The following is a 23,428-nucleotide window of genomic DNA, read 5'->3' on the forward strand; positions in this document are numbered from 1 at the left end:
TTCGTCACCGTTACCTGAGCGATTGCCTGATCGGCCTATCAATCCCGTCATCCTGAACTCGTTTCAGGATCCAGGCGCGGTCGCCTGCCTCACGAATACCGTCTTTTTGGCCGTTGGCCGCGCATGGATCCTGAAACGAGTTCAGGATGACGGTTATTCTGAACGGAGGATGGAGCGGGTAACGGGAATCGAACCCGTGTATTCAGCTTGGAAGGCTGCTGCACTACCATTGTGCTATACCCGCGCTGTGAATCCGAGTGCCACGAACGCGGCCTTGCGGTCAACATCGCGCTGTCCGTGTCGGCACGGACATCTGCCGAATGCTCCGGCGGGATATGGTGGACAGGGTAGGGTTCGAACCTACGTAGGAGAAACTCCGGCAGATTTACAGTCTGCTGCCTTTAACCACTCGGCCACCTGTCCAGGTGTCGCCCGAAAAGCGAGGCGGTCCCCTGCCAAGCCGGGAGGCCCCTGTCAACGTCCGTTCGACGCCAAGTGTGAAAGCTTGCCTCGCGCGCCGCCCCCGAATAGCGTGCGCAACATTCTTGCTTTCGTTCGAACAGGTGATTTCCATGCGCTCGAATCTTCTCGCCGCCGTCGCGATCGTCGCCCTCGCCTCGCCCGCCTTCGCGCAGAGCGTGGATCGCAGTCAGGCGACCCGCATCATCGATGAGGGCACGTCGCACAGCGAAGTGATGGTGACGGCGCAGCATCTGGCCGACGTGATCGGCCCGCGCCTGACCAATTCGCCATCGATGCGCGTGGCGGAGGGCTGGACACAGGAACAGTTCGCGAAATGGGGGCTGAAGAACGTCCATAAGGAAGGGTTCGAATTCGGTCGTGGCTGGTCGATCGTGTCGTCCAGCGTGAAGATGGTCGCGCCGCGCCCGATCCAACTCGTCGCGATCCCGATCGCCTGGTCACCCTCCACCAACGGCACGATCAGCGCACCGGTGATCGTCGCGCCGATCCGCCGCGAGCGCGATTTCGACAAATATCGCGGGCAATTGAAGGGCAGGATCGTGATGATCACGCTGCCCAACAGCGGCAGCGAGCCGAAGGAGGCACCGTTCCAGCGCCTCACCGCGGAGGACATCTCGAAGCTCGACCAATACAAGCAACCGACCTACGACCCGGTCGCGATCGACCGCCGCCTGAAGCGCGTGGATTATGCCAAGAAGCTCGACGCGTTCCTGAAGAGCGAGGGCGCGGTCGCCTATGCGACGATGGCGTATCGCGACGGCCGACTGGTGAGCGGCGAGGGCTCGCTGTTCGGCGTCGGCGATACCGCCACGGTGCCGGGCGTGCAGATCGCGGCGGAGGATTACCGCAGGCTGGCGCGGCTCGCCAAGGTCGGCCCGGCGCCGGTGATCGAGATCAGCAGCGACGTGCGGTTCGACGACAGCGACAGCAAGGCCTACAACATCATCGCCGAAATCCCCGGCACCGATCCCAAAGCAGGCTATGTGATGGCCGGCGCGCATCTCGATTCGTGGGTCGCCGGCGACGGCGCGGCGGACAACGGCGCGGGCACCGCGATGATCATGGAGGCGGCGCGCATCCTGTCCGCCACCGGCATCCGCCCGAAGCGTACGATCCGGTTCGCCTTGTGGGTCGGCGAGGAACAGGGGCTGCTCGGCAGCCTCGCATACATCAACGCACATCTGGCGACGCGCGGACTGCCGAACGATCCGCCGCAGCCGGGCGGCAAATGGTATTCGAACTGGGCGAACCGCTGGCCGGTGAATCCCAAGCCGGGTTACGGCGACCTGGCGGCGTATTTCAACCTCGACAACGGGTCGGGCAAGGTGCGCGGCATCTATGTCGAGAACAATCCCGCCGTCGTGCCGATCTTCCGCGAATGGCTCGCCCCCTTCGGCCCGATGGGCGCGAAGGACGTGGTGATCCAGAAGACCGGCGGCACCGATCACGTCTATATGCAGGCGATCGGCCTGTCCGGATTCCAGTTCATCCAGGATCCGCTGGATTACGACACGCGCGTGCACCATTCGAGCATCGATACGTTCGACCATCTGAAGGGCGACGACCTGCGCCAGGGGTCGATCGTCCTGGCCTCGTTCCTCGCCAACGCCGCCAATGCCGAGAAGGCGCTGCCCCGCCCGCCGCTGCCGACAAAGCCGGTGGTGACCGATCCGTTCGCGTATAGCGACGACGAGGATTGAGGTATTACGCCCACCCCGTTCGCCCTGAGCTTGTCGAAGGGCCGTTCTTCTTGTCTAGCGTCGGAAAGAAGAACGGTGCTTCGACAAGCTCAGCACGAACGGAATTGGGTCAGATTTTCCAAATGACTGATATTGACGGAGGCGCGCTTTAATGGCCCGCAAAGGACATCGCCCATCCCAGGCCGCCGGCGGTCGCCCGCGCTTCTGGGGTCGCCATGCGGTGATCGCCGCTCTGGCGAACCCGGAGCGCGTGGTGCGCAAGATCTGGGCGACGCGCGAGGCGATGGCCGCGCTGGATATTCCGCCGGTCGTGCCGATCGTGTTCGCCGACGTCGCCGATCTCGGCCGCATGGTGCCGGGCGACGCGCCGCATCAGGGGCTGGTGGCGGAAGTCGATCCGCTGGAAGATATCTGGCTCGGCGACCTGTTGCAGCAGGGCGCGGACGACAATCGGCCGTTGCTGGTGCTGGATCAGGTGACGGACCCGCACAATGTCGGCGCGATCCTGCGCTCGGCCGCGGCCTTCGACGCGCTCGGCATCATCACGCCGGATCGCCACGCCCCGCCCGAATCGGGCACGATCGCGCGCTCGGCCTCGGGCGCGCTGGAGGTCGTGCCTTGGGTCCGCGTGGTCAATCTCGCCCGCGCCCTGGATGAGATCGCCGAAGCCGGATATTGGCGCGTCGGCCTGGCCGGCGAGGCGACGCAAACCCTGGACAAGGCGATCGGCCAGCAGGCGCGCATCGCCCTGGTGCTGGGGGCCGAAGGCGAAGGCATGCGCCACAACACCGCACAGCATTGCGACGAACTCGCCAAACTGCCGATCTCGCACAAGGTGGAGAGTCTGAACGTGTCGAACGCCGCGGCGATCGCGCTATATGCGGTGACGACGCGGGTTTAGGATCTGATGACTTCGGCTTGAACGGCGGCGGCTGTCCTGGATTGTCATTCCCGCGAAGGCGGGAACCCGTAATCACTGCGCTTCATGAGACCCACTCGGTTCAGCCCGTATGGATTCCCGCCTTCGCGGGAATGACGGAAGATGTGGTTCGCCCCCATGTCATCAGGCTCTGAAGTGGTGACGCTATAATGCCGAGCCCGTTCGTGCTGCGCCTGTCGAAGCACCGTATTTCTGATCGCTACAGCGGAAAGAAGTACGGCCCTTCGACAAGCTCAGGGCGAACGGGGAAAGATACGCCCTAGATCAATCCTCGGCCGCAATCCTGACCTTCAGACCATCCAGCGCATCGGTCAGTTCAACCTGGCACGACAGCCGCGAATTCTCGTCACGCTCGCTCGACGAATCGAGCAGGTCGTTTTCGTCTTCGCTCATCTTGGGCAGTTTGGAGGCAAATTCCGGGTCGACATGCACGTGGCACGTGGCGCAGGAGCAGCAGCCACCACACAAAGCCAGGATCTCGTCGATCCCGGCATCCCGGATCACTTCCATCACCGACAGCCCGGCCTCGCCATCGATCTCGCGTTCTTCCCCCTCGCGCGTCACGACGATAAGCTTCGGCATCTCATTCTCCAGGCTGTATTCGCGCGTCCGCCATGCCGTGCGACGCGGTTTCGATCAAGGATATCCCGCATGGGCCTGAGCGCAGACCAGCTCCGCACCGCGATCGACGCATTGTGCGAGGGCGAACCGGCCTTTGCCGCCGCCGTCGCGCGGGCCGGCTATCCGCAGCCGCGCATCAACCCGCGCGGCCATGCCACGTTGCTGCGCACGATCATCGGACAGCAGGTGAGCGTCGCTTCCGCGCAATCGGTATGGACCAAATTGGAAGGCATCGCCGGCGACCTGACCGATCCCGAGACCATCGTCCGCGCGAGCGACGAGCAGCTCCGCGCGGCGGGCCTGTCACGCCAGAAAGCGGGCTATGCGCGCAGCCTGGCCGAGGAAGTGACGAGCGGGCGGCTGGATCTTTCGGCCCTGCCCGAGGATGACGAGGAGGCGATCAAGGCGCTGGTCGCGGTGAAGGGCATCGGGCGCTGGTCGGCGGAGGTCTATCTGCTGTTCGCGGAAGGGCGGCCCGACATCTGGCCGGCCGGCGATCTGGCGGTGCAGATCGAGATCGGGCGCATCCTCGGCCACGAGGCTCGGCCATCGGAGAAGCTCACCCGCGAACTGGCGGAAGCCTGGCGCCCGCATCGCGGCGCGGCGGCGATCTTCACGTGGCACCATTATGGCAGCGACATGAAGGTGATCTGAGGCACCGCGGGCTAGCGAACCCAACCACCCACGCGTCTGCCCTGAGCTTGTCGAAGGGCTGACTTTCTTTCGACGGCAGAAAAGAAGGACAGTGCTTCGACAGGCTCAGCACGGACGGTTGGGGGCACCCTACTCAGCCTTGGGCCAGCGCTGCGTCTTGCAGATGATGAAGAAGCAGCCGCGGACCTTGAGCGATCCGTCCGCATATCGATCCAGCGTCGCCGTATAGGTGTCGCCCGATTGCGGATCGTAGAGATTGCCGTGCCAGCGATCCCCGCCATCGGTGAAATCGAGCAACAGCGGCAGGCCGACCAGCGGGCGGCCGCGCTGCTTGGGATCGTTGTTCCGCTCGTCCACCGTCTTGCCGTAATCGGCGGCGGGCAGCAGCTTGACGATGCGGCCGCACATCCTGCCGCGGCCGCACGGTTCGATCTGCACGACCGCCTTCTTGTTCTGCGTCATCCAGCGACCGGCAACCGGCTGGGCCGCCTGGACCGCTGCATGTGCCATCGCCGCCGAAACCAGCGACAGTGCTATCGCACAGGCCGTCAATCGCATGAAAAACCTCTCGAACCGCCATGATCGTGGCGCAGGAGCGCCTCCCTGGCAGCGCATGATGGCCAAAAAACGACGCCGGGCGCCCGCCCCGCCGCATGGCGATTGACGAGGCGGCGCGCTTGCGAGAGGGAATGCGGCATGTCGCCGCCTGTCTCCATGCTTGCCGATCCGGGGCAGGACCGCCGCCCGTCGCTGGCCGAAAGCTATCGCACGGTGCGCGTGCCGACCGGCAAGGGGCGGTTCTGGGGCAAGATCGGCGCGTTCGCCGGGCCGGGATATATGGTCGCGGTCGGCTATATGGACCCGGGCAATTGGGCGACCGACCTCGCCGGCGGATCGGCGTTCGGCTACACCTTGCTCTCGGTCATCCTGATCTCGAACATCATGGCGATGGTGCTGCAATCGCTGTCGGCGAAGCTTGGCATCGTCACGGGCCACGATCTCGCGCAGGCGTGCCGCGCGCAATACGGGCCGGTGGTCAATATCTCGCTGTGGCTGCTGTGCGAACTGGCGATCATCGCCTGCGATCTGGCCGAGGTGCTGGGCACGGCCATCGCGCTGCAATTGCTGTTCGGGCTGCCGCTGGTGGCGGGCGTGTGCCTCACCGCGTTCGACGTGATGCTGATCCTCGCGCTGCAACGCTTCGGGTTCCGCAAGCTGGAGGCGTTCATCGTCGCGTTGCTGATCGTGATCGCGGGCTGCTTCGCGTTCGAACTGGCGATCGCGCAGCCGAGCCTGTCCGGCATCGCCGCCGGCCTGATCCCGCAGGCGCAGGTGATCACCAATCCGGCGATGCTGTACATCGCGATCGGCATCCTCGGCGCAACGGTGATGCCGCACAACCTCTACCTGCACTCCTCGATCGTGCAGACGCGCGCCTACGACCAGGACGAAGCGGGCAAGCGCGACGCGGTGCGCCACGCGACGATCGACAGCACCGTCGCGCTGTTCCTCGCTCTGTTCATCAATGCCTCGATCCTGATCCTCGCGGCGGCGGCCTTCCACGTGAACGGCCGGACCGACGTGGCCGATATCGACCAGGCGTATAAACTGCTCTCGCCGACGCTGGGCGCCGGCATGGCCAGCGTGGTGTTCGCGGTCGCGTTGCTCGCCTCGGGGCAGAACTCCACCGTCACCGGCACGTTGGCCGGGCAGATCGTGATGGAGGGCTTCCTCAACCTGCGCATGTCGCTGTGGCTGCGGCGGATGGTGACCCGGCTGCTGGCGATCGTGCCCGCGGTGATCGTGGTCGGCATGAAGGGCGCGGAGGGCGCGACCGAATTGCTCGTGCTGAGCCAGGTGGTGCTGAGCCTGCAACTGCCCTTCGCGATCGTGCCGCTCGTGCGCTTCACCGGGGACAAGGCGCAGATGGGCGTGTTCGCCAATGCCTGGTGGGTGAAGATCGCGGCGTGGGGAATCGCGGCGGTGGTGATCGTGCTGAACGTGAAGCTGCTGGTGGGCTTCTTCTTCGGCTAAGCGAGGATCCGTTGCGCCTGCTCGAGATGCAGCCGTTCGACCATCTCGCCATTCACCCGGATCGCACCCTTGTCGGCATTCTCGGGCAATGCGAACGCCGCGACCACCGCCTGCGCCCACGCCACCTGCGCCTCGCTGGCCGCGAACGCGCGGTTGGCGGCGGCGATCTGGGCGGGGTGGATCAAGGATTTGCCGTCGAAGCCGAACATAGCGCCCTGCGCGCATTCGGCGCGCAAAAGCTCGCCGTCCTCCAGCACGTTGCATACCCCGTCGAGCACGGTCAGCCCGGTCGCCCGCCCGGCCATGACGATCGCCGCCAGCGCCGGGAGCAGCGGCGTGCGCGCGGCATCGGGGCGGCAGCGCATCTCCTTGGCAAGATCGTTGGTGCCAGCGATCACGCCGGTAAGCCCGTGATGCGCCGCCGCTTCGGTCAACGCGCCGATTCCGGTGACCGCCGCGCATGTCTCGATCATCGCCCAGAGCGGGACGGTGCCGCCGGCCTCGGCACGGGCGATGGCGAGATCGGCTGGCGTGGAGACCTTGGGCAGCAGGATCGCATCCGGCGCGGCGCGGCCGAGCGCGGCGCAATCGTCCGCGCCCCATTCGGTGTCAAGCCCGTTGACGCGCACGACCAGTTCGCGTGCGCCGAAACCGCCCTGCCCCACCGCCGCGACGGCGGCGGCACGCGCGCTGGCCTTCAGGTCAGGCGCGACGGCGTCTTCGAGATCGAGGATGACAACATCGCAGTCGAGGCCCTTCGCCTTTTCGATCGCGCGGGCGTTCGAGGCGGGCATGAACAGGGCGCTGCGGCGGGGTCGAATGGTCATGGTCGGACTCCGGGTTCGAACGGATGCCCCTCTTACCGTCCGTGCCGAGCTTGTCGAAGCACTGCCCGCTCTTCCGTCAAAAGAAGGACAGTCCTTCGACAGGCTCAGGACGGACGGTGGGTAATCAGGGCGTCGTTGTTGCCCCCGCCGGATCACGCCGCGTCGGGGCCACCGCATTCTCCCAGCCGCCGCCGAGCGCCTTGAACAGGCTGATCTGCGCGTCGGCCACCGCCGCATCCGAGGATGCCAGCGCGGCACGGGCGCTTGCCCGGTCGCGTTCGGCGTCGATCAGCAGCAGGAAACTGTCCGCACCGTAATCGAAACGCAGCCGTGACAGGCGTGCCGCCGCGCTGCTGGCCCGTTCCGCGCGCACCAGAGCGGCGTTGCGATCGAGCGCCCCGGCATAGCGCGCCAGCGCCTGTTCCACTTCCTTCAGCGCGGTCAGCACCGTGCCGTCGAACGTGGCGAGGCTGGCGTCCGCCCCGGCGCGGGCCTGACGGATGCGCGCGCGCGCGATCGTCTGGTTGGGGAAGGACCAGGAGATCATCGGCCCGAGCGAGAAGGAAAAGCCCGAGGAGCTGAACGTCGATGCCGGCGAGGTGCCGCCGAACCCGAGGCTGCCGAGCAACCGGATCGAGGGATACAGCGCCGCCGTGGCCACGCCGACACGCGCAGTGTCCGCGGCCAGCGTGCGTTCCGCCGCCCGCACGTCCGGGCGGCGCGCGAGCAGCGTCGCGCCGTCGCCGGTGGGGATCACGGTCTTCACGCGCGGCGGTGTCTTGCACAGATCGGCCTGGGCATCGATCTGTTCCGGCGCACGCCCGGTCATCGTCGCCAGCGCATAGAGCGAGGCGCGACGTTCGGCCTCGAAACCGGGAATCGTCGCCTGGGTCTGCGCCAGCAGCACATCGGCGCGCTCGACATCACGGCGCGTCCCCCGCCCGGCATCGAACAGCGTCCTGGTCAGATCGAGCGTCTTCTGTTGCAACCCGACCGTTTCGATCGCCACCGCACGCTGCGCCGCATTGCCGCAGGCGGTGGCGTAGGCGCGCGCCGTTTCCGCCGCGACCGCCACGCGCGCCGCATCCAGCTGTGCCGCCGCCGCCGCGACATCGCCGCGCGCCGCCTCGATCGCCCGCGTGATGCCGCCGAACAGGTCGACCTCGTAAGCGGCGTCGAAGCCGACCGAATAGAGATCGGTTTCGATCCCACCACTCGCCGCGATGCCGGATGCCGCGGGATTGATGCGGTTATAGGTCGCCGACGCCGACAGATCGGTGCTGGGCAGCCGGGCGCCGCGCTGTTCCGACAGCACCGCACGCGCGCGCGCGAGATTGGCGGCGGCGACGCGGATATCGGTATTGTGCGCTAGTGCCTCGGTGACGAGGCGGTCGAGCACGGCATCGTCGTACAGCCGCCACCAGTTCGGCGGCAACTGGCTGGCGCTCACCGCCTGGGTCCGCGCCGCCTCGGCGAAGGCGGCGGTGTCGGCCGTCGCGGCGGGCGTCGTCGGCTTCACATAGTTCGGGCCGACCACGCAGGCGGACAGCGCCAGCGCCGATGCGAGTGACGGGATCAGGGCGAGACGCACGTTCATACCGGTACCACTTGATGATCGGGCGCGATCGGCGGCGGCGCCCCGGTATCGTTGGGGGGGGTGTCCGGATGCCGGTCCGACTTCTTGCCGCGCCACAGGCCGCTCACCCGATCGCCGAGCTTGCGGCAGATGATATAGAACGCCGGGGTGAACAGCAGGCCGAACGTCGTCACGCCGATCATCCCGAAGAACACCGCCACGCCCAAGGCCTGACGCATCTCGGCACCTGGGCCCGAACCGATCACCAAAGGCAGCACGCCAAGGATGAACGCGATCGACGTCATGACGATCGGGCGCAGGCGCTGTTCGGCGGCATGTTCCGCCGCCTGATACATGTCCATGCCGTTCAGTTCGTTCTGGCGCGCGAATTCGACGATCAGGATCGCGTTCTTCGCGGCCAGGCCGATCAGCACGATGAGCCCGATCTGCGTTAGGATATTATTGTCCAGACCCATCACGTTGACGCCGAGGATCGCGGCCAAGAGGCACATCGGCACGATCAGGATCACCGCCAGCGGCAGCACGACGCTTTCGTAATTCGCAGCGAGCAGCAGGAACACGAACAGCACGGCCAGAGCGAACGCGATTGCTGCCGTGTTACCCGCCTGCTGTTGCTGGTAGGCGAGTTCGGTCCATTCATAGGTCATGCCCTTGGGCAGGATCTGACCCGCAAGACCCGCCATCGTGTTCAGCGACTGGCCGGAGGAGAAGCCACGCACCGTATCGCCCTGCAGTTCGACGCTGGGATACAGATTGTAGCGCACCACACGGTATGGCCCGCTGTCGTTGCGCAGCGTCATCACCGAATCCAGCGGTACCATCCCGCCCGACGCAGACCGGGTCTTGAGCCGGCCGATATCGGACACCTGATCGCGGTACGGCGCGTCCGCCTGCGCGGTCACGCGGAACGTACGGCCGAGGAAGTTGAAGTCGTTGATGTAGGTCGAACCGAGATAGGTGCCGAGCGTCGAGAACACGTTCGCCACCGGAACGCCCAATTGCTCGGCGCGCTCGCGATCGATATCGGCGAACACACGCGGCGTCTTGGTGTTGTACGTCGTGAAGACGCTGGTCAGGCCCTCGGTCGTGTTGGCCTTCATCATCATGCCGAAGGCGGCCTTTTCGAGCGCCTGATAGCCGAGATTCGTACGATCCTCGATGATCATCTTGAAGCCGCCGCCGGTGCCGATGCCGCGCACGGGCGGTGGGGGGATGACGAGAACGTTGCCACCGGAGATCGCCCCGAACGCCTTGCGCATCTCGTTGGCCACTTCGTCCGCGCTCTTGCGGTCGCCGAACGCCTTCAACGGGATGAACATCGCGCCGGCGTTGGACGCGGTGGAGAAGGTCGCGCCGTCGAGACCGGAGAAGGCGACGGTGGTGTTGGTCGCGCCATTGGCGAGCGCGATCTTCGCCGCCTCGTCCATCACCGCATTGGTCCGCTGTAGCGAACTCCCCGGCGGCAACTGGATCACCGCGATCAGATAGCCCTGGTCCTGCGCCGGGATGAAGCCTGACGGCGTCTCGCCGAAGCGCCAGCCGGCCAGCGCGATCAGACCGATATAGACGATGCCGACCAGCACCAGCGACCGCACCGCGCGCGCCGTGTAGCGACCGAAGCGATTGGCGATCTTCTGAAACCCGCGGTTGAAGCCGTTGGCGAAGCGCGTCGGCGCGCCGCGCCAGCCGGCGGCCGGTTCGTGGTCATGCTTCGGCTTCAGGATCAACGCCGCGAGCGCCGGCGAGAGCGTGAGCGACACGAACGCCGAGATCACCGCCGCCGAGACGATCGTCAGCGCGAACTGCTTGTAGAACTGCCCCGAAATGCCCGGAATGAAGCTGGTCGGGATGAATACGCCGCACAGCACCAGCGAGATCGCGATCAGCGCGCCGGACACTTCGTCCATCGTCTCATGTGCCGCCTCGCGCGGGGACAGGCCCTTTTCCTCCATCAGGCGCTCGATATTCTCGACCACCACGATCGCGTCGTCGACGACGATGCCGACCGCCAGCACCATGCCGAAAAGCGACAGGTTGTTGAGGCTGAACCCGAACAAAGCCATCGCCGCGAGGCTGCCGACCAGCGCCACCGGCACCGCGATCAGCGGGATGATCGTCGCGCGCCACGTCTGCAGGAACAGCAGTACGACCAGTGCCACCAGCACGATCGCCTCGCCCAGCGTGTGATACACCGCGTTGATCGATTCCGAGATATATTCGGTCGGGTTGTACGGAATCGAATAGGCCATGCCCGCCGGGAAGCTCTTGGCGGCCTCGGCGATTTCCTTCTGCACGGCCTCGGCCGTGGTCAGCGCGTTGGACCCCGGCAGCTGCGTGATGCCGAGCGCGGTCATCGGTTTGCCGCCGAGGCGCGCGTTGATCGTGTAATCCTGCGCGCCGAGTTCGATCCGCGCGACATCGCGCAGCCTAGTCAGCCGCCCCTGATCGTCGCGCTTGATGATGATCTCGCCGAACTGGTCGGGATTGGTCAGGCGTCCTTCGGTCTGCACGCCGAGCTGGAACGCGGTGCTGCCCTGGTTGAACGGCGGCGCACCGACCGAGCCGACCGCGACCTGTGCGTTCTGCGCGCGGATCTGCGTGACGATCTCGTCCACGGTCAGGTTGCGCGAGGCGGCGCGATCGGGATCGATCCACACCCGCATGTTATAGTCGCGCCCGCCGAACGAGCGCACGCCGCCGACGCCGGGAATACGCGAGATGCGATCGATGATCTGCGTCGTCGCATAGTTGGAAACATATTGTTCGGACAGCGACCCGTTCGGCGAGGTCAGGGCGATGACCATCAGGATGTCGGGCGAATTCTTGCGCACCGTGACGCCGATCTGGCGGACCTGATCGGGCAGGCGCGGTTCGGCCGTGGCGACGCGGTTCTGCACCAGCACCTGCGCCTGATCGACGTTGACGCCCTGCTTGAACGTCACCGTAATCGCGATGACGCCGTCGCCGGTGTTGGACGAGGACATGTAGATCATGTCCTCCACGCCGTTGATCGATTCCTCGAGCGGCGCCGCGACCGTTTCGGCCAGGGTCTCGGCGGTGGCGCCCGGATAGGTCGCGCTGACGACGACGGTCGGCGGCGCGATCTCGGGATATTGCGCGACCGGCAGGCCCGGATAGGCGACCAGCCCGAACACGACGATCAGGATCGACAGGACGGCCGCGAAGATCGGCCGTTCGATGAAGAAATGGGGAAACTTCACGGGATCAGCGCGCCGTGGCTTCGGACGGCGGCGGCGCGGTGTCGATCTGCGCGTTCGGCCCGGTATCCTTGCTGCGCGGCTGCATGCGGATCAGCTTGGGCGTCACCGGCGCGCCGGGCTGCAGCGTGGTGAAGCCATCGACCACGACGTGATCGTTCGGCCCCAGCCCGGTCTTCACGACGCGCAGCCCCTCGACCAGCGGACCGGTCTCGATCGGATGCGGCACGGCCTTGTTGTCCTTGCCGACGACGTACACGAGCTTGCGCGTCTGATCGGTGGTGATCGCCTCGTCCGGGATCAGCATCGCCTTGTAGCTGCCCGAGCCGAGCAGCCGCGCGCGCCCGAACATGCCGGGGGTGAGGAAGCCCTGCGGGTTGGCGACCAGCGCATGCGCCCGGATCGTGCCGGAATTCTGGTCGACCGCGTTGTCGAGGAAGTCCATCCGCCCGCGCCAGCGATAGGTCGGCTCGTCGGCCAGCTTGATATCGACCGGATTGGGCGTGGTGCGCGACGATCCGCGCACGCCCGCCTGCGCCTGGCGGAGATATTTGAGATAGAAGCTTTCCGCCCCCTCGAACGAGAACCAGATCGGATCGGTCGAGACGACGCGGGTCAGAACGGTCGTGCCTTCGGTCGCGAAATTGCCCTTGCTGACGCGGCGGTCGGAGACGCGACCCGAGACGGGCGCACGCACGGTGGTGAAGCCGAGGTTCAATTGCGCGGTGGCGACGGCGGCGCGGCCGGCCTCGACATCGGCGGCGGCCGTGCCGACGGCGGCCTGCTTCTGTTCGAATTCTTCCTTCGAAATCGCCTGCGCTTCCAGCAGCTTGGCGGCGCGCGCCAGCTCGCTGCGGGCGTTGACCAACGTCGCCTGCGCCTTGGCCTGCGTCGCGCGCGCCTGCATCAGCGTCGCGCGATAGGGGCGCGGATCGATCGTGAACAGGCCCTGGCCGGCGCGGACATATTGGCCGTCGGTGAACAGTACCCGGTCGATCGTTCCCGACACGCGCGGGCGGATTTCGGCGTCCTGAATCGCCTCGAACCGGCCGACATATTCGTCCCAATCGGTGACGTCGCGCTGCAGCGGCACGGCGACGGTAACGTGTGCCGGCGGCGGCGCAGCGGGTGGCTTGGACCCACCACAGGCGGCGAGCAGCAACAGGGCCGTGCCGGCACCCGTCTTGCTCAGCCAGCTCGGACTACAGCGCATAAATTTCCCCAACGGCTTGATTCCGGGTGTTCACTTCACCCTCCCCCACCGCCATCCAGGTCACCGCCCGGTAGGTTGGTTGCTTTTTGCAACGTGCGGGCAACGACGCGCTTTTACAAGTGGGGGTTAACATAGGTTTCTGATAAGTTACTAATTCGTAAGACAAGTTTTTGCTGCGCCGCAACAGCTTGGCTTTTGCTCAACGCCATTACGTTCCCTATACTGTCCGCCATGTCACGCAGCGACACAGACTATGGGGCGCGCGCGCAGGCCGGTGGCATCGCGGCGGTGCGGTCTGCCGGGGCGTTCCTGAATGCCTTTGCCGATCATGCCGGATGGCGCGGCGTCGGGGCAACAGCATTAGTCGGCGCTGGGGCGGTGCTCGAAGGGGTCGGCGTCCTCCTTTTGATCCCCATTCTCGGCGTGGTCGTGCCGGGCGGGGCACCTTCGGCCTGGCGGAGCTGGCTGAACTCCATGCTGAGCGCGGTCGGCGCGACGACGCCGACCGTGCAACTGGGCGTGCTGCTGACGGCGTTCCTGATCGTCGCCGTGGTGCGCGGCGGGACGCTGTATGCGCGCGATATCGCGCTGGCGCGGTTGCAGGGCGGCTTCGTCGAGGCGCTGCGCAACAGGACGCTCGCGACGTTGGCCGCAGCGCCGTGGAGCCGGATCGTATCGCTCCGTCACGCGCGCATCACCAACCTGATCGGGATCGAGATGCAGCGCATCGCGGCCAGCGCGCAGTTCGTGATCCAGGGCGGCGTCGCGCTGGTCCTGCTGATCGTGCAGGCCGCGCTCGCATTCAGCCTCGCGCCGAAATTCGCCGCGGTGGCGATCGTCGTGCTGACGATCGGCGCGGTCGCCCTGCTCGGCACGTTTGGCCGCACGCGCGATCTCGGCGGCGACGTGGTACGCCAGAGCCAGGCGATGATGGGCAGCGCGGCGACCTTTCTCGGCGGGCTGAAGGCCGCGGCGGCGCAGAACGGCCAGGGCCGGTTCGTCGCGGAATTCGCCGCGATCCAGAGCGCGCTCAAGCAGCGTCAGATCGCCTATGCCCGACGCACGGCCCGGTCGCGTACCGTCTTCGGTCTGGGATCGGCGCTGGCCGGTGCGGCAGTGGTGTTCGGCGGGGTCGTCTCCGGCGTACCCCCGCCGGTGCTGATCGCGCTGATCCTGATCTTCGCGCGCATGGCCGCCCCGGCGCAGCAGATCCAATCCGCCACGCAGAACTTCTTCTTCAGCCTGCCGAGCTTCGAGGCGGTACGGCAGCTGGACTTGGACCTGATGCGCGAGGGCAGCCCCACCCCTGCCCCGATCCTGCCACCGCCCGGGGCGGTTACGCTCAGCGACGTGCGCTATCTCCATCCCGGCGGCGGCGGGGTGAAGCAGGCCAGCCTGACGATCCATCCCGGCGAATTCATCGGGATCACCGGGCCTTCGGGCGCGGGCAAGACGACGCTGGTCGATCTGCTGATCGGCCTGCTCGCCCCGCAAACGGGCGTGATGCGGATCGGCGGGCGACCGGTCGATCCCGCCATGCTGGCCGGGTGGCGCGAGGGGATCGCCTATGTCCCGCAGGACGGCTTCCTGTTCCACGATACCGTACGCCGCAATCTCACCTGGCACGACGACGCGATCGATCAGGCGCGGATCGATGCGGCGATCCGGCTGGCGGGGGCCGGGCCGCTGATCGCCGGACTGCCCGACGGGCTGGAGACGGTGATCGGCGAACGCGGGGCCATGCTGTCGGGCGGGGAGCGCCAGCGCCTCGCGCTGACCCGCGCCTTGATCCGCCAGCCGCGCCTGCTGGTTCTCGACGAAGCCGCAAACGCGATCGATGCCGAGGGCGAGGCGGCGTTGCTCGCCCACCTGGCCGCGCTCGATCCCCGCCCGACGATCCTGATGATCTCGCACCGCGCCGAGAGCATGGCCTTGTGCGACCGGGTGATCACCGTCGAGCGGGGTTTGGTGACCGCCTGACCGCTCCGCGCGACCCGTAAAGACCGAGCGGCAAGCGGAGCGCCGGACGGTCGCGCTCGAAAAATCCATACTCACCGTTCCCACGCGAACGCGGGGGTCTCGGAGCCAGCAGTATCCTGTGCGACCCTGGGTTTCCGCTTTCGCGGGAGACCATTCGATCTGTTCCGGGTAGCGGTCTTATCGGAGAAAACCGCTCTCAAAGCCGTCCGAAAAACCGTATGTCGGACCGTCTCAGTACACCACTACGCTGCGGATGCTCTCGCCCGCATGCATCAGGTCGAAGCCCTTGTTGATCTCTTCGAGGCTCAGCACATGGGTGATCATCGAGTCGATCTCGATCTTGCCGTTCATGTACCAGTCGACGATCTTCGGCACGTCGGTGCGGCCCCTGGCCCCGCCGAACGCGGTGCCGCGCCAGTTGCGGCCGGTGACGAGCTGGAACGGGCGCGTGGCGATCTCCTTGCCCGCCTCGGCGACACCGATGATGATGCTGGTGCCCCAGCCGCGATGGCACGCCTCCAGGGCGGTGCGCATCACTTCGGTATTGCCGGTACAGTCGAACGTGTAGTCCGCGCCGCCATCGGTGAGCGCCAGGATCGCAGCGATCGTATCCTCGCTGCTCTTGCCGCGCGCGTCGATGAAGTCGGTCATGCCGAAGCGACGGCCCCATTCCTCGCGATCGGGATTGATGTCGACGCCGATGATCTTGCCGGCCCCCGCCAGCCGCGCGCCCTGCAAAACGTTGAGGCCGATTCCCCCCAGGCCGAACACGACGATATTGTCGCCGACCTGCACCTTGGCGGTATTCACCACCGCGCCGACGCCGGTCGTCACGCCGCAGCCGACGTAGCACGCGCTGTTGAAGGGCGCGTCCTCACGGATCTTGGCGACCGCGATCTCGGGCAGCACGGTGAAGTTCGAAAAGGTCGAGCAGCCCATATAATGGAAGATCGGCTGCCCGTTATAGCTGAACCGCGTCGTCCCGTCGGGCATCAGCCCCTTGCCCTGTGTGGCGCGGATCGCGGTGCACAGGTTGGTCTTGCCGCTGAGACACGACTTACATTGGCGGCATTCCGGCGTGTAGAGCGGTATGACGTGATCGCCGGGCCCGACGCTGGTCACCCCCGCGCCCACTTCGCGCACGATGCCGGCACCCTCGTGCCCCAGCACGCTGGGGAACAGGCCCTCGCTGTCCAAGCCGTCCAGCGTATAGGCGTCGGTATGGCAGATGCCCGTGGCCATGATCTCGACCAGAACCTCGCCCGCCTTCGGCCCCTCCAGATCGAGTTCGACGATCTCGAGCGGCTTCTTGGCTTCGAATGCTACTGCGGCGCGGGTCTTCATGGCGTGTCTCCTCGGGTCGCGACGCGACTAGGGCAGCGGGCCGGTGCCATCAAGACCGGTGATCCCGCTCAATGCGCAGCACCCATTTCGACCTTGCCCTTCGGTTTCGGCGCCAGCCATACGAATGCCGCCGCGATCAGGAAAACGACGAACGCCAGGGTGAAGACATGGGTCGCCCCGACAGTGGAGGATTGCGCCTCCACCAGCCGGTCGATCGCCCCGCGCGCCTGTTCGGTGCCGAGACCCTTGGCCTGCAACTGCTCCATCGTCGCCGCCACGCCGTTCATCGACGGCACCATGTCGGATCGGCTGACGCGACTGGCATTGTCCCACGCGGTGGTGGCGGTCGCCGTGCCGATCGCGCCGCACAGGGTGCGAACGAAGCTCATGATGCCCGCCGCCGAGGTCGTTTCGCTCGGCTTCACCGACGACAGCGCTAGCGCGGTGAGGCCGACGAAGAAGAACGGCATGCCGATCCCCTGCAGCAATTGCGGCAATGCGAGATGGAAGAAGTCCGAATCTGTGCTCCACCCGGCGCGCAACAGCGACATCACGCCGAGCCACAGGATTCCCCCGCACACCGTGATGCGCAGATCGACCTTGCCGACCAGCCGCGCCGCGACCGGCGACATGGCGACGGCGAACACTCCGACGAACGCAGTCGTATACCCCGCTTCGGTGGCGGTGTAGCCGACCACCTGTTGCAGCCATAACGGCGTCAGCACGACCGAAGCGAAGAACGCGCCGAACCCGAGCGCGATGGCGATCGTGCCCGCGGTGAAGCCGCGGTGCCGGAACACCTTGATATCGACGATCGGGTTTTTCTCGCCCAATTCCCAGATGATGAACGCCGGCAAACCGATCGCCGCGATGATCGCCATGGCGACGACGAACGGGGAGGAGAACCAGTCATGCTCGCGCCCCGTGTCCAGCATCAGCTGGAACGCGCCGACCCAGATCACCATCAGCACCAGCCCGATCACGTCGATCCCGACCTTGGCGGTCTTCGTCTCGAACGGAGCGACCATGCGGCTGACGGCGAAGATGCAGAAGCAGACGACCGGAATGTTGATGAAGAAGATCCACGGCCAAGTCCAATTGTCGCTGATCATGCCGCCGAGGATAGGCCCGGCGATCGGCGCGCACACCGTCGTCATCGCCCATAGCCCCATCGCGGCGCCGGCCTTCTCCCGGGGGAATATCCGCAGCAGCAGCATCTGGCTGAGCGGCATCAGCGGCCCGCCCGACAGGCCCTGGCAGATGCGGAAGACCACCAGCATCGGCAGGCTGTTCGACAGGCCGCACAGCATCGAGAATATGCCGAACCCAATCAGCGACATCACGAACCAGCGCACCGTGCCGAAGCGCGCGGCGAGCCAGCCGGTCAGCGGCACGCTGATCGCATCGGCCACCGAGTAGGAGGTGATCACCCACGTCCCCTGCGTCGGCGAGATGGCGAGGCCACCGGCGATATGCGGCACGGAGACGTTGGCGATCGTCGTGTCGAGCACGACGACGAAGTTCGCCAGCGCCAGCGCGATCCCGCCGAGCAGCAGCTTGCCGCCGGTCAGCGGCGTGGGTTCGGAGGCGGCATCGGCCACGTTATTTGCCGCGCGTATCGATGACGGCGTCCATCGTCAGCCCGACGCGCAGGGGATGCGCCTGCAGATCCTTCGGATCGATCGTGATGCGCACCGGCAGGCGCTGCACCACCTTCACCCAGTTGCCGGTCGCGTTCTGCGCCGGGATCAGCGAGAATGCCGCGCCGGTGCCACCGGAAAAGCCAGTGACATGGCCGTGGAACACGACATCGCCGCCATAATAATCGGAGGTGAGTTCGGCCGGCTGGCCGATCCGCACGTCGCGCAACTGGCTCTCCTTGTAATTGGCATCGACATAGGCGGTGGCGATCGGCACGATCGTCATGATCGGCGCGCCGGCGGCGATGCGCTGGCCCACCTGCACCTGGCGATTGGTGACGATGCCGTCGACCGGCGCGCGGATCACCGTACGTTCGAGGTCGAGCTTGGCCTTGTCGAGCCGCGCGCGCGCCGAGGCCACGTCGGGCGACGTGTCGATCGTCGTGCCGCGCACCAGCGCCTCGCTCGCCGCCGCGTCGTCCCCGGCGGAGTTCTGCGTCGCGATCGCCGACGTGACGCCGGCCTGCGCCAGTTGGCGGGAGGCGAGCGCGCTCTGATAGGCGGCGCGCGCGGTGGTCAGTTCCTCGGCCGAGGCGGCACCGCTGCCGACCAGCTGCTGGCGGCGATCGAGATCGATCTTCGTGCGGGCGAGCATCGCATTGGCATCGGCCAGCTTGGCGCGTGCCTGCGCGATATCCGCGCCGCGCGACGTCACCTTCGAGCGGGCGGACCCGGCGAGCGCCGCGGTCTGGCCGTATTTCTGCTGTGCCTGCAGCAAGGCGGCCTGGGCGGTGGCGAGATCGATCTTCGCATCGGCGGAATCGATCACGACGAGGATGTCGCCCTTCTTCACCGCCTGCGTGCCGCCGACCCGCACTTCGGTGACGGGCCCGGAGACGAGCGAGGTGATCTGCGCCGAATCCGCGCCGACATAGGCATTGTCGGTATGCACGCGGCCGACATCGAACACGAAATACCAGATCGCCCACAAGCAGGCGGCGGCGGCCACGACGATCGCGAGAATCGTCAGCAGCTTCCTGCGCTTGCCGGCGGTGGGCGGCGCGGGATGATCGTCGTTCCGCTGCGTGGTATCCGCTTCGGGCTGCGCATGCGCATCGGCATCGGCCATCACTTCGTCTCCGTATAGGTATAGCCACCGCCGAGCGCGCGGATCAGCGCGACGTCGAGCGCGATGCGGCGCGCTTCGAGATCGGCCACGGCACGCCGGGCGGTGAGTTGGTAATCGTCCGCGGTCAGCACGGTCAGTTGGGTCGAGAGCCCGCCGGTGTAGCGCAAGGCGGCGATGCGGCTGGCATCGGCGGCAGCGGCGAGCGAGGTGCGCTGTTCGGCGAGCCGCCGGTCGAGCGCGCGCTGGCTGGCGACGGCGTCGGCGACCTCGTGCAGCGCGGCGATCAACGTGCGATCGTACGTGGCGACCGCGCCGTCATAATCCGCGCGCGCCTGCACGTAGCGGCCCTCGATGCGACCGCCGTCGAAGATCGGCAGGCTGAAGGCGGGGCCGGCGCTGCCATAGCTCGAATTCCCTTCGAACAGCCGGCCGAGGCCCAAGGATTGCAGGCCGACGATCGCCGACAGGCTGATATTGGGATAAAAGTCCGCCCGCGCGACCTTGATGCGCTTGGCGGCGGCATCGGCCCGCAACCGCGCGGCGACGACGTCCGGGCGGCGGCCGACCAGATCGATCCCGGCCCGGTCCGGCACGCCGATCGCGGCGGCGGAGATCGTCGGGCGTGCGATGCCGAGGCCGCGATCCGGGCCGGCACCGACCAAGGCGGCGATGCGGTTCTTCGTGAGCACGATCGCTTCGTCCAAAGCGGCGATATCGGCGCGGGCGGCGGGCACGCGCGATTCCGCCTGGCGCTGGCTGCCGACCGCATCGACCCCGACATCGACGCGCTGCGTGGTCAGCCTGGCGCTCGCGTCCCGCACGCGCAGCGCCTCGATCGCGACATCACGCTCGGCGTGATATTGCGCCAGTTCGGCATAGGCGGCGGCGATGTTGGTGGACAGCATCAGCCGCGCCTGATCGGCATCGACGCGCGCCGCCTGTGCCTCCGACGTGGCGGCGGCGAGCGCGGCGCGGTTCTTGCCCCACAGATCGAGGTTGAAATTCGCCGTGCCGGTCAAGCGACCGGTGTCCTGAATGCCGTCGGGCACGAATTCCGGCGGGATGCCGAGATTCTTGCTCTGCTTGTTGCCGCCGACCAAGCCATCGGCGGACAGGCTGGGCGACAAGGCCGAACGGCTCTGTCGGGCGAGCGCATCGGCGGCGTCGATCCGGGCGACGGCGGCGGCGACGTCGGGCGACGCCTTGAGCGCTTCCTCGATCAGGGCGTTGAGTTGCGGATCCCCGAACCCGCTCCACCACGCGGCCGCCGGCCAGTCGCGGGTCGCGCCTTGTGTCGGCGCGAGGCTCCGGGTCGATTCGAGCGACGTGGCCGTGCGCGGCTCGGGCTTGGCGCCGAGATCGGGCACGCAACCGGCGAGCAGAGCGGCAGACGAGGCCGCCAGTGTGAGGTGGACGAGACGCATGGTAATGCCTGATACTATCTGGTATCATTGCCCCCTGATCCTGCGCGCTGCGATTGTCAATTGAAATGATACCAGTCAGTATTGCCGCCCATTCGACCCTCGCCTCGTGCGAGCCCGACGGCCGCGCGTTGCGCCGCCAAGCCTTCGTCGATGCCGCCCGCGACGCGTTTTTCGCGCGGGGATATGGCGAGACGACGATGTCGTCGATCGCGGCCGCCGTGGGTGGATCGAAGACCACCTTGTGGTCCTACTTCCCCTCCAAGGAAGAGTTGTTCGCCGCCGTCGTGGACGATATCGGCAAGCATTTCAGCCCCGCGCTGACGGTGGAGCTGCCGCTGGGCGCGCCGGTCCGCGCGACGCTGCAGAACTTCGCGACGGCGATGTTGCGGACGATCCTGTCGCCCCCGATCATCGCGCTGCACCGCGTCGTGACCGGCGAGGCGCAACGCTTTCCGGAACTGGGCGCGCTGTTCTACGAGCGCGGGCCGCGGCGCGGCAAGGAACGCCTGGCGGCGTTCATCGCCGATGCCATGGCCGAGGGACGGTTGCGGCAGGGCGACCCGATGGTGGCCGCGTGGCAATTCTCCGCCTTGTGCCAGTCGGGTTGTTTTCAGGAGATCCTGCTCGCGATCCAGAACGTGGCGAGCGAGGAGCGGATCGCGAAGGACATCGACGCCGCGATCGACACCTTCATGCGAGCGTGGACGGCAGAATGATCGTGTCGATCGCCTGCGCCACGCCATCCTCGTCATTGCCGGCCGTCACCTTGTCGGCCTTGGCGCGGACGTCGGCCGGGCCCTGCCCCATCGCGATCGACAGGCCCGCGCGCGCGAACATCGGCACGTCGTTGGCCTGATCGCCGATCGCACAGGTGGCGGACAGCGGCGTGCCCATCGCCTCGGCCAGCAGCGAGATCCCGTCGCCCTTGTTCGCCGCGCGCGCGGTCACGTCGAGATAATAGGTCTGCGACTGCATGATCGTCGCCCGGTCCGCGAACGGCCGGGCCTTGTCGTTCAAGCCGCGCAACAGATCGGCATCGTCGCTGACGAAGGTGATCTTGTCGGCGCGATCGTAGAGTTCGGTAAAGTCGCCGGTGACGATCGGCGCCTGGTTGGAGGCGATACGTTCGTGCGTGACATGCACGCCTTGATCGGTGCTGGCATACCATCTGTCGTCGGCGAACACCCAGACATCCACCGCCGCGCCTTCGGCAAGATCGAACATGCCCTCGACCACCTCGCGGTCGATGAAATGCTGGCAGACGATCGTGCCGTCACGCTTGAAGATCGTGCCGCCATTGAACGCGCCCATCGGCGCGTCTATCGCCAACCGATCCGCGATCGGCATCATGCCGGAACGCGGCCGCGCGCTGACGATGGTGAAGCCGAGGCCCGCCGTGCGCAGGCGACCGACCGCATCGATCGTCCCCGACGTCAGTTCCTTCTTCCCATCGACCAACGTGCCATCGACGTCGGATACGACCAGCCTTATTTCGACACTCACTGGGGCATCTCGACGTGACCGCCGAAGCCGTAACGCATTGCCGAGAGCAGTTTGTCGCCGAACGTATGCTCCACCCGGCTGCGATAGCGCGCGAACAAGGCGGCGGTGAGCACGTTGGCCGGCACCTTCTCCTCCATCGCCGCGTCGATCGTCCACTGGCCCTCGCCCGAATCGGCGACATTGCCGCTGAATGCTTGGAGCTCCATGTCCTTGGCGAGCGCGATGGCGGAGAGGTCGAGCAGCCATGACGAGATCACGCTGCCGCGCCGCCAGACCTCGGCGATGTCGGTCAGGTTGAGATCGAAACGTTCGTCCTCCGGCAGCTTGTCGGATGCCTTGCCCTTCAGGATGTCGAAGCCTTCGGCATAGGCCTGCATCAGGCCGTATTCGATGCCATTATGCACCATCTTCACGAAATGGCCCGCGCCGGCAGGCCCGGCATGGATATAGCCCTGCTCGGCGCGGGGATCGTCACCATCGGGACGGCCCGGCGTGCGCGTGATCGTGCCGGCACCGGGGGCGAGCGCGGCGAGCATCGGATCGACATGGTCGACCGCATCCTTGTCGCCACCGACCATCATGCAATAGCCGCGCTCCAGGCCCCAGACGCCCCCGGACGTGCCGACGTCGATATAGCGGATGCCCTTTTCGGCGAGCGTCTTAGCGCGGCGGATATCGTCCTTGTAAAAGCTGTTGCCTCCGTCGATCACGATGTCGCCTTCGCCGCACAGCCCAGAAATGGTGGCGATGGTCTGCTCTGTGATCTCGCCGGCGGGTAGCATCGACCAGAAGATCGCAGGACTATCCAGCTTGACCTTCATGTCCTCAAGGCCCGAGGCGGCGATCGCGCCATCGGCCACCAGCGCGTCGATCGCCTTCTGGTCGCGGTCGAACACCACCGTCTCGTGGCCTGCGCGCATCAGCCGTCGAGCGATGTTGCCACCCATGCGGCCGAGGCCGATGATACCGATCTTCATTGGGACTGTCCTTCGATCACGTGCCGAACCGACTTCTCCGGAACAGGCCGCAGCCCGATCGGAAAGGTCATGGTAACGCAGTACGGTCCGCCGCCACGATCGTTCCGCGACTGCGCCCCGGCCTCAGCCGGGGAGGCGCAAAAG

General features: G+C 66.6%; 18 protein-coding genes and 2 tRNA genes. 6 read left to right on the plus strand and 14 right to left on the minus strand.

Annotated features, from left to right (window positions below; genetic code table 11):
- Nucleotides 1-170 precede the first annotated feature (170 nt).
- Nucleotides 171-244: transfer RNA gene (locus tag ASG11_RS15070), tRNA-Gly, on the minus strand.
- 92 nt (nt 245-336) lie between these two features.
- A tRNA-Tyr gene (locus tag ASG11_RS15075) sits at nt 337-423 on the minus strand.
- Nucleotides 424-572: 149 nt separating this feature from the next.
- Between ASG11_RS15075 and ASG11_RS15080 the strand changes: the two genes are divergently transcribed.
- Together ASG11_RS15080 and rlmB are read left to right on the plus strand one after the other, a co-directional pair.
- Nucleotides 573-2,183 carry a M20/M25/M40 family metallo-hydrolase gene (locus ASG11_RS15080; RefSeq protein WP_055781899.1) on the plus strand — a complete coding sequence of 537 codons (1,611 nt, stop codon included), beginning with the start codon at nt 573-575 and terminating at the stop codon, nt 2,181-2,183.
- Nucleotides 2,184-2,334: 151 nt separating this feature from the next.
- Nucleotides 2,335-3,084, plus strand: a complete 750-nt coding sequence (gene rlmB, locus ASG11_RS15085; protein ID WP_055781904.1) for a 23S rRNA (guanosine(2251)-2'-O)-methyltransferase RlmB — start codon at nt 2,335-2,337, stop codon at nt 3,082-3,084.
- A 303-nt stretch (nt 3,085-3,387) separates the two neighbouring features.
- On the opposite strand, the gene ASG11_RS15090 is transcribed toward rlmB, so the two are convergent.
- A complete protein-coding gene (locus ASG11_RS15090) occupies nt 3,388-3,705 on the minus strand; it encodes a 2Fe-2S iron-sulfur cluster-binding protein (protein WP_055781907.1) in 318 nt (105 codons plus the stop codon).
- Nucleotides 3,706-3,774: 69 nt separating this feature from the next.
- Here ASG11_RS15090 and ASG11_RS15095 point away from each other — a divergent pair, with 69 nt between their 5' ends.
- Complete coding sequence (locus ASG11_RS15095) at nt 3,775-4,398, plus strand: DNA-3-methyladenine glycosylase family protein (RefSeq protein WP_055781910.1); 624 nt, start codon at nt 3,775-3,777, stop codon at nt 4,396-4,398.
- 129 nt (nt 4,399-4,527) lie between these two features.
- Here the strand turns inward: ASG11_RS15095 and ASG11_RS15100 are convergent, their stop codons facing one another.
- Complete coding sequence (locus ASG11_RS15100) at nt 4,528-4,956, minus strand: DUF2147 domain-containing protein (protein WP_055781913.1); 429 nt, start codon at nt 4,954-4,956, stop codon at nt 4,528-4,530.
- 138 nt (nt 4,957-5,094) lie between these two features.
- Here ASG11_RS15100 and ASG11_RS15105 point away from each other — a divergent pair, with 138 nt between their 5' ends.
- Nucleotides 5,095-6,432 (plus strand): Nramp family divalent metal transporter, encoded by a 1,338-nt coding sequence (locus ASG11_RS15105; RefSeq protein WP_082472868.1) that lies wholly within the window; start codon nt 5,095-5,097, stop codon nt 6,430-6,432.
- On the opposite strand, the gene ASG11_RS15110 is transcribed toward ASG11_RS15105, so the two are convergent.
- The 4 genes from ASG11_RS15110 to ASG11_RS15125 form a co-directional block, all read right to left on the minus strand.
- Nucleotides 6,429-7,259, minus strand: coding sequence for an HpcH/HpaI aldolase/citrate lyase family protein (locus tag ASG11_RS15110; RefSeq protein ID WP_055781916.1), 831 nt, complete (start codon nt 7,257-7,259; stop codon nt 6,429-6,431). The two genes, ASG11_RS15105 and ASG11_RS15110, sit on opposite strands and share 4 nt — an antisense overlap.
- A gap of 124 nt (nt 7,260-7,383) precedes the next feature.
- Nucleotides 7,384-8,856: an efflux transporter outer membrane subunit gene (locus tag ASG11_RS15115; protein ID WP_055781920.1), complete on the minus strand. Its 1,473-nt coding sequence runs from the start codon at nt 8,854-8,856 to the stop codon at nt 7,384-7,386.
- Nucleotides 8,853-12,077, minus strand: a complete 3,225-nt coding sequence (locus ASG11_RS15120) for an efflux RND transporter permease subunit (protein WP_055781922.1) — start codon at nt 12,075-12,077, stop codon at nt 8,853-8,855. The genes ASG11_RS15115 and ASG11_RS15120 overlap by 4 nt, the downstream gene beginning before the upstream one ends.
- A 4-nt stretch (nt 12,078-12,081) precedes the next feature.
- Nucleotides 12,082-13,287 carry an efflux RND transporter periplasmic adaptor subunit gene (locus ASG11_RS15125; RefSeq protein WP_055781925.1) on the minus strand — a complete coding sequence of 402 codons (1,206 nt, stop codon included), beginning with the start codon at nt 13,285-13,287 and terminating at the stop codon, nt 12,082-12,084.
- Between the two features lie 231 nt (nt 13,288-13,518).
- On the opposite strand from ASG11_RS15125, the gene ASG11_RS15130 reads away from it, so the two are divergent.
- Entirely contained in the window at nt 13,519-15,267 is a 1,749-nt protein-coding gene (locus tag ASG11_RS15130; RefSeq protein WP_055781928.1) for an ABC transporter ATP-binding protein, read from the plus strand.
- Nucleotides 15,268-15,498: 231 nt separating this feature from the next.
- Here the strand turns inward: ASG11_RS15130 and ASG11_RS15135 are convergent, their stop codons facing one another.
- The 4 genes from ASG11_RS15135 to ASG11_RS15150 all read right to left on the minus strand — a co-directional run bounded on the left by ASG11_RS15135 (nt 15,499) and on the right by ASG11_RS15150 (nt 20,804).
- Nucleotides 15,499-16,611 (minus strand): S-(hydroxymethyl)glutathione dehydrogenase/class III alcohol dehydrogenase, encoded by a 1,113-nt coding sequence (locus ASG11_RS15135; protein ID WP_055781930.1) that lies wholly within the window; start codon nt 16,609-16,611, stop codon nt 15,499-15,501.
- A 68-nt stretch (nt 16,612-16,679) separates the two neighbouring features.
- Nucleotides 16,680-18,212 (minus strand): DHA2 family efflux MFS transporter permease subunit, encoded by a 1,533-nt coding sequence (locus ASG11_RS15140; RefSeq protein ID WP_055781933.1) that lies wholly within the window; start codon nt 18,210-18,212, stop codon nt 16,680-16,682.
- A 1-nt stretch (nt 18,213) separates the two neighbouring features.
- On the minus strand, nt 18,214-19,380 hold the full coding sequence (locus tag ASG11_RS15145; RefSeq protein WP_055781936.1) for an efflux RND transporter periplasmic adaptor subunit: 1,167 nt from the start codon (nt 19,378-19,380) through the stop codon (nt 18,214-18,216).
- Nucleotides 19,380-20,804, minus strand: a complete 1,425-nt coding sequence (locus ASG11_RS15150; protein ID WP_082472869.1) for an efflux transporter outer membrane subunit — start codon at nt 20,802-20,804, stop codon at nt 19,380-19,382. Before ASG11_RS15150 ends, ASG11_RS15145 begins: the two co-directional genes overlap by 1 nt.
- Nucleotides 20,805-20,869: 65 nt before the next feature.
- Here ASG11_RS15150 and ASG11_RS15155 point away from each other — a divergent pair, with 65 nt between their 5' ends.
- The gene (locus ASG11_RS15155; RefSeq protein WP_082472870.1) at nt 20,870-21,520 is read left to right on the plus strand and encodes a TetR/AcrR family transcriptional regulator; all 651 of its coding nucleotides are present in this window, start codon (nt 20,870-20,872) and stop codon (nt 21,518-21,520) included.
- Here the strand turns inward: ASG11_RS15155 and ASG11_RS15160 are convergent.
- Nucleotides 21,495-22,307: a Cof-type HAD-IIB family hydrolase gene (locus ASG11_RS15160; protein ID WP_055781939.1), complete on the minus strand. Its 813-nt coding sequence runs from the start codon at nt 22,305-22,307 to the stop codon at nt 21,495-21,497. The genes ASG11_RS15155 and ASG11_RS15160 overlap by 26 nt on opposite strands.
- Nucleotides 22,304-23,284 (minus strand): phosphogluconate dehydrogenase (NAD(+)-dependent, decarboxylating), encoded by a 981-nt coding sequence (gnd, locus tag ASG11_RS15165; protein ID WP_055781942.1) that lies wholly within the window; start codon nt 23,282-23,284, stop codon nt 22,304-22,306. The genes ASG11_RS15160 and gnd overlap by 4 nt, the downstream gene beginning before the upstream one ends.
- Between the last annotated feature and the right edge of the window lie 144 nt (nt 23,285-23,428).

It is taken from the genome of Sphingomonas sp. Leaf357, from assembly GCF_001423845.1.
In the GTDB taxonomy this organism is placed as follows: Bacteria; Pseudomonadota; Alphaproteobacteria; order Sphingomonadales; family Sphingomonadaceae; genus Sphingomonas.

Bases quoted from the DNA above. Each gene is read 5' to 3' on its own strand.
- ASG11_RS15080 (WP_055781899.1), top strand. From the start codon at position 573: ATGCGCTCGAATCTTCTCGCCGCCGTCGCGATCGTCGCCCTCGCCTCG.
- rlmB (WP_055781904.1), top strand. From the start codon at position 2,335: ATGGCCCGCAAAGGACATCGCCCATCCCAGGCCGCCGGCGGTCGCCCG.
- ASG11_RS15090 (WP_055781907.1), bottom strand. From the start codon at position 3,705: ATGCCGAAGCTTATCGTCGTGACGCGCGAGGGGGAAGAACGCGAGATC.
- ASG11_RS15095 (WP_055781910.1), top strand. From the start codon at position 3,775: ATGGGCCTGAGCGCAGACCAGCTCCGCACCGCGATCGACGCATTGTGC.
- ASG11_RS15100 (WP_055781913.1), bottom strand. From the start codon at position 4,956: ATGCGATTGACGGCCTGTGCGATAGCACTGTCGCTGGTTTCGGCGGCG.
- ASG11_RS15105 (WP_082472868.1), top strand. From the start codon at position 5,095: ATGTCGCCGCCTGTCTCCATGCTTGCCGATCCGGGGCAGGACCGCCGC.
- ASG11_RS15110 (WP_055781916.1), bottom strand. From the start codon at position 7,259: ATGACCATTCGACCCCGCCGCAGCGCCCTGTTCATGCCCGCCTCGAAC.
- ASG11_RS15115 (WP_055781920.1), bottom strand. From the start codon at position 8,856: ATGAACGTGCGTCTCGCCCTGATCCCGTCACTCGCATCGGCGCTGGCG.
- ASG11_RS15125 (WP_055781925.1), bottom strand. From the start codon at position 13,287: ATGCGCTGTAGTCCGAGCTGGCTGAGCAAGACGGGTGCCGGCACGGCC.
- ASG11_RS15130 (WP_055781928.1), top strand. From the start codon at position 13,519: ATGTCACGCAGCGACACAGACTATGGGGCGCGCGCGCAGGCCGGTGGC.
- ASG11_RS15135 (WP_055781930.1), bottom strand. From the start codon at position 16,611: ATGAAGACCCGCGCCGCAGTAGCATTCGAAGCCAAGAAGCCGCTCGAG.
- ASG11_RS15145 (WP_055781936.1), bottom strand. From the start codon at position 19,380: ATGGCCGATGCCGATGCGCATGCGCAGCCCGAAGCGGATACCACGCAG.
- ASG11_RS15150 (WP_082472869.1), bottom strand. From the start codon at position 20,804: ATGCGTCTCGTCCACCTCACACTGGCGGCCTCGTCTGCCGCTCTGCTC.
- ASG11_RS15155 (WP_082472870.1), top strand. From the start codon at position 20,870: ATGATACCAGTCAGTATTGCCGCCCATTCGACCCTCGCCTCGTGCGAG.
- gnd (WP_055781942.1), bottom strand. From the start codon at position 23,284: ATGAAGATCGGTATCATCGGCCTCGGCCGCATGGGTGGCAACATCGCT.